Genomic DNA, 14,236 nt, shown 5'->3' on the forward strand with positions numbered 1-14,236 from the left:
CGAAACTAGACTGTCCAGTTTGATTGTGGAGGAAAAATGAACATTTCACCCCGTAGTCAGCAGAAGCGGGCTGCGATCCTCGATGCTGCCGGGCGGCTCTTCTGTCAGCACGGTCTGCATCTGGTCAGCATGGACATGGTGGCCAGTGAAGCGGGCGTCTCCAAGCAGACGGTCTACAGCCATTTTGCCAACAAGGAGTCGCTGTTTGCCGAAGCGGTGGGCAGCAAGTGCGTCAGCAGTGAGCTGATGCCGGAGGTATTGTTGCGTGGCAACAATGTGCGGGAGAGCCTGATTGCCTTTGGTCGCAGCTTTCGCAAGTTGATCCTGAGCGATGATGCCATCAATATCTTTCGCACCTGCATCAGCTGCAACGATGCCCAGCTGGCCACCCTTTTTTTCGAGGCGGGCCCGCTCTACGTGACCGAGATGCTGTCCAACTGGCTGGAGCAGCAGAAGCAGCAAGGCCTGCTTTGCCATCAAGACAGCGAACAGGCCGCCTTGCAGCTGTTGCTGATGTGGCAGGGCAAGGAGCGCATGCTCCGTGAGCTGGGTCTGTCGTTGACCCAGAGCGCTGCCGAGCAGGATGCCTGGACCCTGAGTTGTGTCGATCTCTTCCTGACCGCCGCCGCTCCCCCGCAAAAATAATGGAGGTGGCAATGAGCCACACAGTGACAGATGCTCAGCGCAAGTGGCTGCCCCTGCTGGCGGCGGTCGGTTTCTTTATGCAGGCGCTGGATGGCACCATTCTCAACACCGCCCTGCCCAGCATGGCCGAGACGTTGGGGGAGAGCCCGCTGCAGATGCAGTCGGTGATCATCGCCTACATGTTGACGGTGGCGTTGCTGATCCCGGCCTCCGGCTGGTTGGCTGACAGATTCGGCACCCGCCGCATCTATCTGGCTGCCATCTCGCTCTTTACCCTCGGCTCGCTCGCCTGCGCCGCCTCCAATTCGCTCTCCATGCTGGTGGCCGCCCGGGTGTTGCAGGGGATTGGCGGTGCGCTGCTGATGCCGGTGGGACGGTTGGCGGTGCTGCGGGTCTATGACAAGCACGAGCTGCTGCGGGTGATGTCGTTTGTCACCATTCCGGGGCTGCTCGGCCCGTTGATGGGGCCGGCACTCGGTGGCTGGCTGGTGGAAGTGGCGAGCTGGCACTGGGTATTTCTCATCAACCTGCCGGTGGGGTTGCTCGGCTTTATCGCCAGCTGGCACTTTATGCCGGAGCTGCGGCAGCAGACCGCCCGGTTCGACTGGCAGGGCTTTGTGATGTTCAGCGTCGGTATGGTGCTGGTGTCGGTCGGCTTGCAGGGTCTGGGGGAGCACAGCATCTCCACCGGTTGGGCGCTGTTTGCACTGATCTTCGGCTTGGCGGCGATGGCGAGCTACTGGCTCTATGCCGCCAATGCACAGCAGCCGCTCTTTAGCCTGAACCTGTTCAAGACCACCACCTTTGCCATCGGCATCTGGGGCAACCTGTTTGCCCGCCTCGGCAGCGGCGCCATGCCCTTCCTCACCCCGCTGTTTCTGCAGCTGGGGCTCGGTTTCTCCCCGAGCAAGGCGGGGATGACCATGATCCCCACCGTGATTGGCGCCATGCTGACCAAGACGCTGGTGAACAAGCTTATTCCGAAGGTGGGCTATCGCCGCATCCTGATCGGCAACACCCTGTTGCTGGGGGCGATGATCGCCAGCTTCTATTTCATCGACAACCAGCTCCCCTACGGGGTCTTGCTGGGCTGGCTGGCGATCTTCGGCGCCATCAACTCGCTGCAGTTCTCCGCCATGAACACTCTCACGCTGCAAGATCTCAGCCCGACCCTGGCCAGCAGTGGCAATGGTCTGCTCTCGGTGGTGATGCAGCTCTCCATGAGTTTGGGGGTGGCGATTGCCGCCAGCCTGCTCGGGCTCTTCTCGGCGGGTACCTCAGCGGCTAACGGCCAGTGGCTGGCCGGGTTCCACCTTACCTACCTCTGTGTCGGGTTGCTCTCCATGCTGGCGGCGCTCATCTTCGCCCAGCTGGCGCGCGATGGGGCTACGCCGTCGGCGAGGGCAGATAGCTGACCTCGCAGGGGAGCTGCGCCAGTACCTCGGCCAGATGGGTGGTTGCCAGCAGAAAGGTCTGCTCCGGGTGGCCCGGAGTCCAGGTGAAGGCGGTGTGGTTGAGCAGTTGCGGGTCCACCAGTAGCGGAATATCGGCGCGGGGCAAGAAGGGGCACACCGCCCCCGGCAGGCAGCCAATCTCCGCCTGCATCTCTTCGGCGGTGCAGATGGAGGGTTTGGCGCCGAGCGCGGCCTTGACCGCCTTGTTATCGAGCCGCCCGTCCCTGTGGGTCAGCAGCAGAGCGAAGCGGCCATCCTTGAACTTGAGAAACAGGGTCTTGCTGAACTCAGCCTGCCAGCCGAGGCGGGCCTTGACCTTTTCATCGGTGGCGTAGTCGAGGATGGGTTCATGCTCATAGCGCTGGTGGGGCAGTTCGGCCAGCAGCTGGCAGTTGAAATGGTGAATGGTATCGAGTGGCATGGGGTTCTCCTGTAGTGGGCGCTATCCTGCCAGCCTCGCAGGGTCAGGCCCAATGACACTTTCTTATCCGTGATAAGCAACCCTGTCCGTGAAAACAACAAGGGCGCCGTGAGGCGCCCTTGCGTATCAGTGATGCTGCAATTCGCACGCTTCCCAGTGAAAGGGAATGGGGCACAGCTGCTGGGAGGCCTTGTCATAGGCTTGCCACAGCTCGCCCATGGTGCGGCCATCGACGGGGTGGCGCAGTTTGGGGGCCAGCTCGGCCAGCGGCCACAGCACGAAGGCGTTGGTGAGCACTTCACCGCGCGGCAGCACCAGCGGGGTGTCGCAGACCAGATCGCCATAGAGCAGCAGGTCGAGATCCAGGGTGCGCGGGGCGAACTTCTTGGCATCCGGCTCGCGGCCGTGGGCGAACTCCATGGCCCGCAGTCGCTGGCAGACGGTGGTCAGCGGCAGATCGGTCTCGGCAGCCGCCACCAGGTTGTAGAAGGGGCGGCCGTTGAAGCCGACCGCCTCGCTCTCGAATACCCGGGAGACCCGCAGCTCACCAAATTCGGCGTGCAGGGCATCGAGCCCGGCACGGATATGGCGATCCCGCTCGATGTTGGAGCCGAGGCTGATATAGATGGTGGTCATCAGTTGCTGCTCGCGGCCGGGGTGCGATGGCGCAGGATCTCGACGCCGACTCCGGCGGCATTGGGCACGGCGCCCGGCTTGGTGAGGGTCACCTTGACCCACTGTACCCGCTCGTCGGCGAGCACCAGCATGGCAACCTGCTCGGCCATGGTCTCGACCAGCTCGACCACCTTGCCGCTGACATGCTCGCAAATCTTGTTGGAGAGGTCGGCATAATCCAGTGCCAGATTGATGTCGTCGGTTGCAGCCGCGGGGCGGTTGTCGAACCCCATCTCGAGGTCAAAACGGAGCTTTTGGCGAATGCCCTTCTCCCACTCATATACACCGATGGTGGTCAAAACTTCGAGTCCGCGAATAAACACCTTGTCCATGACTGTACTTCTTCTTTACTCTTGATGGGCTGTGATGACAGCGCAGGGATGCTGGCCGGGCAACAGGCTTGCCGAGGCGCTCTGGGTGGGCATGGGCCCATGCCAGCGTATGTGGCCCGCATCATACCCCATTCATATCGTGGTAAAAACGACCAAGATGACGGCCCTGACTATTTTGATGATTATTCTGGCCTACCTGGGTGGTTCACTATCCAGTGCTGTGCTGGTCTCCCGCTGCACCGGTCTGCCCGACCCGCGGGATCATGGCTCCCACAATCCGGGGGCAACCAATGTGCTGCGCCTCGGTGGCAGGATGGCGGCGCTGGTGGTGTTGTTGCTCGATGTGCTCAAGGGTACTGTGCCCGTCTATCTCGCCTGGTATCTGCAGATCAAACCCGTCTACCTCGGCTTTATCGGGGTCGCCGCCTGCCTCGGCCATATGTACCCCATCTTCTTTCATTTTCGTGGTGGCAAGGGGGTGGCGACGGCGCTGGGCACCATGATGCCCATCGGTTTCACCATGGGGGGCGCCGTGATTGGCACTTGGCTGCTGGTGCTGCTGGTAAGTGGCTACTCCTCGCTGGCCTCCATCATTACCGTGCTGCTGACGCCGCTCTTTACCTATCTGCTCAAACCCGAATATACCCTGCCAGTCTCCCTGCTCTCCTGCCTCATTCTGATCCGCCATCACGAGAATATCTCCCGCCTGCTCAAGGGGGAGGAACCCAGAGTCTGGGGGCGAAAAGGCGCGGCCCGTGCCGAAGAAGTGGCAGAAATGGACGATGTTGCGCAAAAAAGAGACGAACGAGACAAAAAGTGAAATTTCCCGTTGACCATCCGCCTTAAAATCCGTTTAATAGCGCCCACGCCCAGATAGCTCAGTCGGTAGAGCAGGGGATTGAAAATCCCCGTGTCGGCGGTTCGATTCCGTCTCTGGGCACCAATTTTGGTGCCATGAAATAAAAAATTTGTTCATGCACAATGGTTTAAAGTGTGCCGGCTTAGCTCAGTAGGTAGAGCAACTGACTTGTAATCAGTAGGTCACCAGTTCGATTCCGGTAGCCGGCACCATTTGCCCAGATAGCTCAGTCGGTAGAGCAGGGGATTGAAAATCCCCGTGTCGGCGGTTCGATTCCGTCTCTGGGCACCAATTACAATTCCTCCTTAGTTCAGTCGGTAGAACGGCGGACTGTTAATCCGTATGTCACTGGTTCAAGTCCAGTAGGAGGAGCCAATTCAAAAAGCCCTTGTCGCAAGACAAGGGCTTTTTTCTATTTGGCGCAGCCATTTTTTAACCATAAAAACAACCATACACGCACAGATGAACCGCAGGATAGATATGGAAAATCATGTAGTTATAGAGTCAAAGGGGCGACTTGCCGCCATTCGGAACTGGATGGAACCCGTGCTGGTGCTGCTTATTCTCGGCAGCCTGTTCGGTTACCTCGGCAGCCAGATGGGCCTCTCTGCCATGGTCAACACCCTGTTCAATACCGCCCACCAGCTGCTGCTCAATACCGTGCTCTTTATCATGGGGATTACGGTGCTTTCCGGTGCCCTGAGCCAGCTCTTGAGCGAGTTCGGGGTGATCCGCCTGCTGGAGGTGCTGCTGGCCCCCCTGATGAAGCCGGTGTTTCGCCTGCCCGGTCGCACCGCGCTGGCGGCCCTGATGACCTTCTTCTCCGACAACCCGGCGGTGATCAGCCTCGCCAAGGACAGCCGCTTTCGCAAGGGCTTCACCCCCTGGCAGCTGGTGTCGCTGACCAACTTCGGTACCGCCTTCGGCATGGGGCTGATCGTGGTCACCTTTATGGCCACCCTGCAACTGCCGAGCGGTGAATCCACCGCCAGCGCGGCGCTGATCGGGCTGCTCGGTGCTCTGGTGGGCTCGGTGGTCTCTACCCGACTGATGCAGCGGATGATCCGCCCGCTGGTGGGTGAGGTGCTGGACGATGAGCCGACTGATGCCAAGGGGCACAAGGTCGGGGTCAGCAAAGAGGTGGCGCCGGGCTGGCTGCGGATCCTCAACTCATTGCTCGATGGCGGCAAATCCGGTGTGGAGCTGGGAATGGCGGTGATCCCGGGCGTGCTCATCATCAGTACCTTCGTCATGCTGCTCACCTTCGGCCCGGGGGAGAAGGGCTATACCGGCGAAGCGTTTCAGGGGGTTGCCCTGCTGCCGGTGCTGGCCGCCAAGGTAAGCTGGCTGTTTGACCTGCTGTTTGGCTTCCAGCAGCCAGAGCTGGTCGCCTTCCCGGCTACCTCGCTCGGCGCAGTCGGTGCCGCCATGTCGCTAGTGCCCCCCTTCATCGCCAAGGGGTGGATCACCGGCAACGAGGTGGCGGTGTTTACCGCCATGGGGATGTGCTGGAGCGGCTTTTTGAGCACCCACACCGCCATGCTTGATGCCCTCGGCTATCGCCACCTCACCTCCCGCGCCATTGTCGCCCACACGGTCGGCGGCCTGTGCGCCGGGGTGGCAGCGCACCAGCTTTATATGCTGCTGGGCTGAGTCGGGTTCAGACACGGATACAAAAAGAGGCTCTTCGGAGCCTCTTTTCATTTCTATTGGTCACGCCTTGTGGGCGGATCTCCGCTCGATTAGTAAGCCCGCAGGTCGTTATTCTGTGCCTGATCGCTGCGGTGCTTTTGTCAGGTTTTACTCTGTTGGTGCCATCAGCAGCGCAAGTGGCTCAAAGAGTTGGCGATCAGGGTGTGAAAGGAAGGGGTCGCGGCTCGGGTGGGCGGCAAAAAGCTTTGCTACCACATTGCCACTACCGCCCGTGGCGGCAGCTACTGGCCGCCTGACTCCCCTTTGCGCTCGGCTATCTCCTGCGTGCTGGTTGAATAAATAGATCAGCCATTCAAGGGATTAGTCGGTGCGGTGCGTTTTATCGCCGTGCTGGCCCCGCTTATGCACATCTCTTGGCAATACCATTCAGGGTCGTTGTCGCGGAGAGTTATCATGATCAGCAGCCTGCTTCCCCTTGCCTCAATCGCCCTCAAGCTGGGCAGTCAGCTGCTTGGCAGCCGTAGCAAACCCCAGCCCGTGCAGCCTGCCGTACAGGAGGTGCACCTAGCCCCGACCGTCCAGAGCCTGTTCCAGCGGCTCGGTATCAAGGATGCCGATAGCGAACAGAACCGCTCGGCCATCAACCACTTTATGGGGGAGCTGATGCAGACCCTGGGGCAGGAAAATGGCGGCCAATCCCTCCCTGCCGCCATCGATAGCACCCGCAACCAGCTGGCGAGCGGCACCCAGAGCACCCGCCTCGATGCCCTGCAAAGCGAGCTCGATACCCTCAAGGATTCCCTCGGTGCCAGCCATCTCAATCTCGATCAGCTGCTCGGCACCTTTAAACAGACCCTGCCGAATGGTAAGGGGGAGGGGGTTGGCAAACTGCTAAATGCCAGCGCCTGAACTGCGGTGAGCAATAAAAAACGGCAACCGAGGTTGCCGTTTTGCTTTCTAGTTCGAATGACAAGCAGGTTGGTTTACCCCGTCCGTTTTGCCAGCCCGGTTTCGGCTGCGGTCAGGGCCGCTTCTACCTGCTCGCGGGCGACGCCGCCTTTGGCGACCCGCTTGGCCAGGGTCGCTTCCAGTTCCAGATTGGGGTAGACGTCGAACTCGATCACCGGGCTGAAACGCTGGAACTCGCCGATGGAGAGCTCCTCCAGCGGTTTGCCCACACTGATGGCAAAGACCACGGTTTCACCGACGATATGGTGCGCTTCACGGAACGGAATCCCCTTGGCTACCAGATAGTCCGCCAGCTCGGTAGCGTTGGCATAGCCGCCCTGCGCCGCCGCCATGGTGCGCTCGCCGTTCACCTTCAGATCGATCAGCACCAGCGCCGCCATATCGAGGCAGTCGTGCCAGGTGTCGAGGGCATCGAACAGTCCCTCTTTGTCTTCCTGCATGTCCTTGTTGTAGGCCAGCGGCAGCGCCTTGAGGCTCATCAGCATGCCCATCTGGGCGCCGACCACCCGACCGGTCTTGCCGCGAATAAGCTCCAGCGCATCGGGGTTCTTCTTCTGCGGCATCAGGGAGGAGCCGGAGGTGACCGCATCGGAGAGCTCGACAAAGCCCGCCTCGCCGGTGTTGTAGAAGATGAGATCTTCGGCAAAGCGCGACAGGTGGGTCATGGAGAGGGACGCCACGTGCATCAGCTCCACCACGTGATCCCGATCGGAGACCGAATCCAGACTGTTGCGGGTGGCGCCGGCAAAGCCCATGTCGAGCGCCAGCGCTTCGCGGTCGATGGCGTAGGCAGTGCCCGCCAGCGCGCCGCAGCCGAGCGGGCTGGTGTCGAGCCGCTTCAGCGCATCCTGCAGGCGGGAGTAGTCCCGCTCCAGCATCTCCACATAGGCCAGCGCCCAGTGGGCGTAGGTGACCGGCTGGGCCCGCTGCAGGTGGGTGTAACCGGGCAGCACCGCAGCCTGATTGGCACGGGCGGAGGCGACCAGCCCCTGCTGCAAGGCGGAGATGGAGCCGAGCAGCAGCTCGCCCTGCGCCTTGCACCAGAGTTTCAGGTCGGTGGCGACCTGATCGTTGCGCGAGCGGCCGGTGTGCAGTTTCTTGCCCAAATCGCCGACGGCGGCAATCAGCTGGCTCTCGACCCAGGAGTGGATATCTTCGGCGTCCGAACTCAGGATCTGCTGGGGATCCTGCTGCACCGAGGCGAGCAGCACCTCCATCGCCTGTTGCAGTTTGCCCTGCTCATCGGCGGTCAATACGCCCACCTTCACCAGCGCTTTGGCCCAGGCCATGGAGCCCTGAATATCCTGCTCCGCCAGCCGGTAATCGAACCGCAGCGAATCGTTGAACTGCTTGAACCGGCTATCGGCTCCCTGACTGAAGCGTCCACCCCAAAGTGCCATACTGCTCTCCTTGAATGCGTTGTCGGCGGCGCTTTGCACCGTCGAGCTTGAAATCGTGCCCTGTTTTTCTGCGAGTCTGTTATCTCACAGAAGCGGCCGGGGCGCTGCCGCTCTTGTCACACTGCCGATGATGGGTCAGTGGGCATGCCCTCTGCCTGTAGAAGAGGGGGCCATGCCCCCTCAACGGAATCAACGGGTTATCGCGCTTGCTTAACCGTGGGTGTGGTCGCCACCGATAGCCTGATGCTGCTCCTTCATGGCGCGGATCCGGCTGGCCAGGGTGTAGAGACGGATAAAGCCTTCGGCATGGCTCTGGTCATACACTTCGTCGGCGCCGAAGGTGGCGAAGTCTTCGGAGTAGAGGCTGTTCGGCGACTTCTTCTGCACCGCAGTGACCTGACCCTTGTACATCTTCAGCACCACTTCACCGTCGAGATCTTCGGCGATGGCGTTAGCCGAGGCGAGGATCGCCTTGCACAGCGGAGTGAACCAGCGACCGTCATAGACCAGATGGGAGAACTCGGCACCCAGCTTCTCCCGCCAGGCGCGGGTCGGGCGATCCAGTACCAGCTCTTCCACGGCGCGCAGCGCGGCGACCATCACGGTACCGCCCGGGGTCTCATAGCAGCCGCGGGACTTCATCCCCACCATCCGGTTTTCGGTGATGTCGATGCGGCCCACGCCGTGCTTGCCAGCACGCTCGTTCAGGGTCATCAGGATCTGGTGCGGGCTCAGCGGCTGGTCATCCACGGCCACCACTTCACCCTGCGCCACGGTCAGCTTGACGTACTCCGGCTGATCCGGTGCCTGTTCGGCCGGTACGGTCCACTGCCAGACCGCTTCGGAGGGCTCGTTCCAGGTGCTCTCCAGCTCGCCACCCTCGGTGGAGATGTGCCAGGCGTTAGCGTCGCGGCTGTAGATCTTCTTCAGGGTCGCCTTGCAGGGGATGTTGCGGGTCTCCAGATAGGAGAGCAGATCTTCCCGGGAGCGCATGTCCCAGATCCGCCAGGGGGCGATCACTTTCAGCTGGGGCGCCAGCGCGGCGACCGCGCCTTCGAAACGCACCTGATCGTTACCCTTGCCGGTGCAACCGTGGGAGATGGCATCGGCCCCTTCCGCCAGCGCGGCCTCGACCATCGCCTTGGCGATCACCGGACGGGCCATGGAGGTGCCCAGCAGATAGGTGCCCTCATAGACGGCGCCGGTCTTCAGGGTCGGGTAGACGTACTCTTTGACGAACTCTTCCCGCAGATCCTTGATGATGCACTTGGTGGCGCCGGAGGCGATCGCCTTCTGCTCGATCCCTTCCAGATCGTCGCGCTCCTGACCTACGTCGGCCACGAAAGCGATGATTTCGGCGTCATAGTGCTCTTTCAGCCAGGGAATGATGGCCGAGGTATCCAGTCCACCCGAGTAAGCCAGTACGATCTTGTTGATTCCGCTCATGTTACTTCTCTCCGTGATGATTCAATAAAAGGGTCGTGATTCAGGTTGATTGCCGCGTTACTTGCCGCCGAGAAGGGTCAGCAACACGGCGTTCTGGATATGCATCCGGTTTTCGGCCTCGTCCATGATGAGGGAGGCGGGGCCATCCATCACCTGCGAGGTGATCTCCAGCTCCCGATGAGCCGGCTGGCAGTGCAGCACATGCTGAATGCCGGTGCGGTCGAGCAGGGCCTGATTGATCTGGTAAGGCATAAAGAGGTCTTTGACCTGCTCCATCGGGGTGTTGTCACCCATGGAGACCCAGGTATCTGTGTAGGCCACGTCGAACCCTTCGATATCCGCCACGTCATCGCTGATGTGGATGGTTGCCCCCGACTTGGCCGCCAACGCCTGCGCCTGCAGGAAGATCTGGGTATCCGGGCCGTGGCCTTTCGGGCAGATCAGGGTGACGTCGGTGCCGAGGGTCGCCCCCAGCAGCAGCAGAGAGTGGCTGACGTTGTTGCCATCACCGAGGTAGGCAAGCTTCACCTTCGACAGGTCGTCGTAGTGCTCGGCAATGGTCATAAAGTCGGCCAGCCCCTGACAGGGGTGGTAGAGGTTGCACAGGCTGTTCACCACCGGCACTGTGCCGTGCTCCGCCAGCTCGACCAGGGTCTGGTGATCGAACACCCGGGCGACGATGGCATCACACCAGCGGGACAGGTTGGCGGCGAAATCCTTTACCGATTCCCGCTTGCCCAGCGCGCCGTTCTGCTGATCCAGATAGACGCTGTGGCCGCCCAGTTTGGCGATGCCGATGTCGAAAGTGACCCGGGTACGCAGGGAGGGCTTCTCGAACAGGGTAACCACGCTCTTGCCGGCCAGCGCCTGGCTGTACTTCTTCGGGTCGGCTTTCACTGCTTTGCCCAGCGCAATCAGCGCTTCAATCTGGGCTTTGTTCAGATCACTGTCTTTCAGAAGATGTTGCATCGGATGTTCCTTGTTCCGGTGGAGATCAAATGGCCACTTGAGTGCCGACCGCGCCGCCAGCCAGCAGCTTGAGCAGTTGATCCGGGTAACGCCAGCTGGCGACACAGACCGGCTTGCCGAGAGTCTCGGCGGCGTGCAGTGCCGCTTCTACCTTGACCGCCATGCCGTCCGTGATCACCCCTTTCTCCATCAGATCCAGTGCGGTCAGCTTGTCGAGTTGGGGTACCAGCTTGCCCTTGCCATCCAGGATGCCGCTCACGTCGGAGAGCATCACCAGATCGGCACCGAGGGCCTCGGCAATGGCGGTGGCCGCCTGATCCGCGTTGACGTTCATCAGCTGCCCCTCGGCGGTGATGCCGATGGAGCTCACCACTGGCAGGAAGCCCTGCCCGAGGATGCCTGCTACCAGCGCCGGGTTGCCCGGCTTGCACTCGCCGACCGCGCCGAGATCCGGGTCGAGCTGGGTCACCTGACAGAGGCCGCCATCCGCCAGGCAGAGCCCCACTGCCGGAATGCCAGTGGCGATCGCCTTGGCCATCATCTGCTTGTTGGCTGTCCCTGCCAGCGCCCCGGCAATAAAGGGGATCTGCTCGAACGGGGTTACCCGCAGGCCATTCTTCTTGGTGGAGGTGAGACCCAGCCCCTTGAGCAGGTCATCCACCAGACAGCCACCGCCGTGTACCAGCACCAGCGGACGGTGCTGATCGTCGAGAAAGGTTTTGAGGGTAGCGAACAGGGCGGTCAGCGCCTCGTCGTTCTCGATAAGGGCGCCGCCCAGCTTGATTACCAACGTCTGTTTGTCCATGTTCGAGATCCTTCCTAAGTCCTTAAATCAGGCCGGTGGCCGGTTCAAATCCAAATTTGATATTTATGCACTGCATGGCTTGCGAGGCGGCGCCCTTGAGCAGGTTGTCGATGGCGGAGACCACCACCAGCATGTTGCCCTGCTGTTGCCAGGCGATATCGCAGTAAGGGGTGTTTGCCACACCGCGAATAGAGGGCATCTGGCCGGTGAGGCGCACCAGCGGCTTGCCTTCGTAAGCCTTGAGGAAGGCCTGATCCACTTGCGTGGGGGTGACGCCATCCGCCAGCTGCACATAAATGGTGGCCAGGATGCCGCGCACATAATTGCCAAGGTGGGGCTGGAACAGCACCTCCTTGCCGAGGTGGTGGCTGATCTCCGGCTGGTGTCTGTGGTTGAAGGTGCCGTAGGGATTGAGGCTCACTTCGCAGAAGCTGGTGTTGATGGCGGCCTTGCGCCCGGCGCCGGAAACCCCGGAGACGGCGTTGATGATGGGCTGCCACCCCTTGGCAATCAGGCCATCCTGCTGCAGCGGCTTGAGAGCACAGAGGGAGGCGGTTGGGTAACAACCCGGCACCGCAATCAGCTGGGCGGTAGCGATGGCATCGGCGTTCCACTCAGCCAGGCCATAGACGGCCTGATCCAGCCACTGCTCGCTGTCGTGGGTGAAGCCGTAGAAGCTGTCGTAAAAGCCCTGATCCTTGACCCGGAAGGCGCCGGAGAGATCGAACACCGGCAGCCCCTTGGCGAGAAACTTGGGTGCGAGCTCGGCGCTCACCTCGTGGGCGGTGGCCAGCAGCACCAGATCGGCCTGGGTCAGGATCCGGGTCATGCCGTCGTCGTCCAGTGGCAGCAGCGGCTGATCGAGGGCGCCGACCCACTGGGGATGCAGGGAAGAGAAGCGCTTGTGGGCATCCTGACTGCCGGCGGAGACATAGAGGCCGAACAGCTTGAGTTGTGGATGGTTCTGTACCAGTGCGGCCAGTTCGGCTCCCGCGTAGCCACTGGCACCGACGATAACGGTGTTAAGCATGTTGAAAATTCCAAGTCAGAGTTCGAGATTCACAGCATGACGCTGCAGTGCACAAGGGTGTTCGAGCGCCCCTTTGCACAAGTGCGGAGGGGCAATTCAGGCGGGTGTGTGTCGTCGGTTATAGATCAGGTGACAGAACATTAACTTTCCCTTACAACTAGAAGCCTTTGTTGATGAGCCAGATATTCAGGTAAAATTACAGAATATTCATGCACTCACTTTGCATTTGTATTTTCTAACAGAAACATTCCGGGGACGCAAGGAGGAGCTGATGGCCAATCTGGATTTTTTTTCACTTTATAAGAATATTATTGCGATTCCCTCTATCAGCAGCACGGATCCCAAGTGGGATCAGAGCAACGAGGCGGTAATCCGGCTGCTGGCTGACTGGTTCGGTCAGCTCGGTTTTCAGTGCGAGGTGACGGCGCTCCCCGACCTGCCGGGCAAGTTCAATCTGGTGGCGACGCTCGGTCAGGGGGAGGGTGGTCTGCTGCTGGCTGGTCACACAGATACGGTGCCGTTCGATGAGGGGGGCTGGAGCAAGGATCCCTTCAAGGTGACCGAAGAGGGCAATCGCCTCTATGGCCTCGGCACCATCGATATGAAGGGCTTCTTCGCCTTCATAGTGGAAGCGCTCAAAGAAATCGATCTCACCAAGCTGACCAAGCCGCTGCGCATTCTCGCTACCGCCGATGAAGAGACCACTATGGCGGGGGCCCGCGCCATCGCCGCGGCGGCCGAGCTCAAACCCGACTACGCCGTGATTGGCGAACCGACCGGGCTGGTGCCTGTGGTGGCCCACAAGGGACATATGTCGGAGGCGATCCGTATTACCGGCAAGAGCGGTCACAGCTCGGATCCCGCCAACGGTGTCAACGCCATGGAGATCATGCACAAGGCGATGGGGCAGGTGCTGCGCTTGCAGCAGGATCTGAAAGATCGCTACGCCGACCACCGCTTTGCCGTGCCGCAGCCGACTCTGAACCTCGGTTACATTCAGGGCGGTGACAGCCCGAACCGTATCTGCGGCTGCTGCGAGCTGCATATCGACCTGCGACCCACTCCGCAGGTGGGGCCGGATGAGTTGATGGGGATGCTCAAAGAGGCGCTGTCGCCCATCGAGATCCACCAGCCGGGCTGCCTGCATCTGCAGCATCTGCATGAGCCCATTCCCGCCTACGCCTGCGCCGATGACTCTGTGCTGGTACGCGAAGCTGAGAAGGCGAGCGGTCGCGCCGCCGAGTCGGTCAACTACTGCACCGAGGCGCCGTTTATCCAGCAGCTTGGCTGCGAGACCATAGTGATGGGCCCCGGTCATATCACCCAGGCGCACCAGCCGGATGAGTATCTCGACCTCTCCTTCGTCAAGCCGACCACCTCGGTGTTGCAGCACCTGATCAGACGTTTTTGCCTGTAGCGGCGGCGGTGAAAGGGGCGTAAAAACTGTAAGTAAGTTACATAACAAGCCGGTTGTGGAGTGGTGATGGAAATACATGTTCTGAATCGGCCTGTTATTTGACCTTGCGCAGACAATCTGGGTAGATTGTCACCCTAAGATGACGGAGCATATGTTGTAAT

The 14,236-nt window shown here is 60.8% G+C and carries 14 protein-coding genes and 4 tRNA genes; 10 read left to right on the plus strand and 8 right to left on the minus strand.

Annotation, left to right across the window (positions count from 1 at the left end; all coding sequences use genetic code 11):
• The first annotated feature begins 36 nt into the window (after window positions 1-36).
• The gene (locus tag I6L47_RS16015) at window positions 37-645 is read left to right on the plus strand and encodes a TetR/AcrR family transcriptional regulator (RefSeq protein ID WP_216947857.1); all 609 of its coding nucleotides are present in this window, start codon (window positions 37-39) and stop codon (window positions 643-645) included.
• A gap of 11 nt (window positions 646-656) precedes the next feature.
• A complete protein-coding gene (mdtD, locus tag I6L47_RS16020; protein ID WP_167573360.1) occupies window positions 657-2,060 on the plus strand; it encodes a multidrug transporter subunit MdtD in 1,404 nt (467 codons plus the stop codon).
• Here mdtD and I6L47_RS16025 read toward each other — a convergent pair.
• The 3 genes from I6L47_RS16025 to folB all read right to left on the minus strand — a co-directional run bounded on the left by I6L47_RS16025 (window position 2,032) and on the right by folB (window position 3,527).
• Window positions 2,032-2,520, minus strand: a complete 489-nt coding sequence (locus I6L47_RS16025; protein WP_216947859.1) for a YbaK/EbsC family protein — start codon at window positions 2,518-2,520, stop codon at window positions 2,032-2,034. The two genes, mdtD and I6L47_RS16025, sit on opposite strands and share 29 nt — an antisense overlap.
• 126 nt (window positions 2,521-2,646) lie before the next feature.
• Entirely contained in the window at window positions 2,647-3,156 is a 510-nt protein-coding gene (gene folK, locus I6L47_RS16030) for a 2-amino-4-hydroxy-6-hydroxymethyldihydropteridine diphosphokinase (RefSeq protein WP_005336107.1), read from the minus strand.
• Window positions 3,156-3,527 (minus strand): dihydroneopterin aldolase, encoded by a 372-nt coding sequence (gene folB, locus I6L47_RS16035; RefSeq protein WP_005355064.1) that lies wholly within the window; start codon window positions 3,525-3,527, stop codon window positions 3,156-3,158. The genes folK and folB overlap by 1 nt, the downstream gene beginning before the upstream one ends.
• Before the next feature lie 157 nt (window positions 3,528-3,684).
• Here folB and plsY point away from each other — a divergent pair, with 157 nt between their 5' ends.
• The 7 genes from plsY (at window position 3,685) to I6L47_RS16070 (ending at window position 6,948) form a co-directional block, all read left to right on the plus strand.
• Complete coding sequence (plsY, locus tag I6L47_RS16040; protein WP_216947860.1) at window positions 3,685-4,347, plus strand: glycerol-3-phosphate 1-O-acyltransferase PlsY; 663 nt, start codon at window positions 3,685-3,687, stop codon at window positions 4,345-4,347.
• 47 nt (window positions 4,348-4,394) lie between these two features.
• Window positions 4,395-4,470 (plus strand) — tRNA-Phe (locus I6L47_RS16045).
• Between the two features lie 52 nt (window positions 4,471-4,522).
• Window positions 4,523-4,598 (plus strand) — tRNA-Thr (locus I6L47_RS16050).
• 3 nt (window positions 4,599-4,601) lie between these two features.
• Window positions 4,602-4,677: transfer RNA gene (locus I6L47_RS16055), tRNA-Phe, on the plus strand.
• 8 nt (window positions 4,678-4,685) lie between these two features.
• Window positions 4,686-4,761, plus strand: a tRNA-Asn gene (locus I6L47_RS16060).
• Between the two features lie 105 nt (window positions 4,762-4,866).
• A complete protein-coding gene (locus I6L47_RS16065; RefSeq protein ID WP_216947862.1) occupies window positions 4,867-6,039 on the plus strand; it encodes a nucleoside recognition domain-containing protein in 1,173 nt (390 codons plus the stop codon).
• Window positions 6,040-6,492: 453 nt separating this feature from the next.
• Window positions 6,493-6,948 (plus strand): hypothetical protein, encoded by a 456-nt coding sequence (locus I6L47_RS16070; RefSeq protein ID WP_216947864.1) that lies wholly within the window; start codon window positions 6,493-6,495, stop codon window positions 6,946-6,948.
• 74 nt (window positions 6,949-7,022) lie between these two features.
• On the opposite strand, the gene argH is transcribed toward I6L47_RS16070, so the two are convergent.
• The 5 genes from argH to argC form a co-directional block, all read right to left on the minus strand.
• Window positions 7,023-8,408: an argininosuccinate lyase gene (gene argH / locus I6L47_RS16075; protein WP_216947866.1), complete on the minus strand. Its 1,386-nt coding sequence runs from the start codon at window positions 8,406-8,408 to the stop codon at window positions 7,023-7,025.
• 210 nt (window positions 8,409-8,618) lie between these two features.
• Window positions 8,619-9,854, minus strand: coding sequence for an argininosuccinate synthase (locus tag I6L47_RS16080; RefSeq protein ID WP_033115910.1), 1,236 nt, complete (start codon window positions 9,852-9,854; stop codon window positions 8,619-8,621).
• Window positions 9,855-9,911: 57 nt separating this feature from the next.
• On the minus strand, window positions 9,912-10,823 hold the full coding sequence (locus I6L47_RS16085) for an ornithine carbamoyltransferase (protein ID WP_033135648.1): 912 nt from the start codon (window positions 10,821-10,823) through the stop codon (window positions 9,912-9,914).
• Between the two features lie 25 nt (window positions 10,824-10,848).
• Window positions 10,849-11,628: an acetylglutamate kinase gene (gene argB, locus I6L47_RS16090; protein WP_040099221.1), complete on the minus strand. Its 780-nt coding sequence runs from the start codon at window positions 11,626-11,628 to the stop codon at window positions 10,849-10,851.
• A 22-nt stretch (window positions 11,629-11,650) separates the two neighbouring features.
• Window positions 11,651-12,658: an N-acetyl-gamma-glutamyl-phosphate reductase gene (gene argC / locus I6L47_RS16095; RefSeq protein WP_110304444.1), complete on the minus strand. Its 1,008-nt coding sequence runs from the start codon at window positions 12,656-12,658 to the stop codon at window positions 11,651-11,653.
• 271 nt (window positions 12,659-12,929) lie between these two features.
• On the opposite strand from argC, the gene argE reads away from it, so the two are divergent.
• A complete protein-coding gene (argE, locus tag I6L47_RS16100; RefSeq protein WP_139494798.1) occupies window positions 12,930-14,075 on the plus strand; it encodes an acetylornithine deacetylase in 1,146 nt (381 codons plus the stop codon).
• Window positions 14,076-14,236 lie beyond the last annotated feature (161 nt).

It is taken from the genome of Aeromonas sp. FDAARGOS 1417 (assembly GCF_019046985.1).
GTDB classification, from domain to species: Bacteria; Pseudomonadota; Gammaproteobacteria; order Enterobacterales; family Aeromonadaceae; genus Aeromonas; species Aeromonas veronii.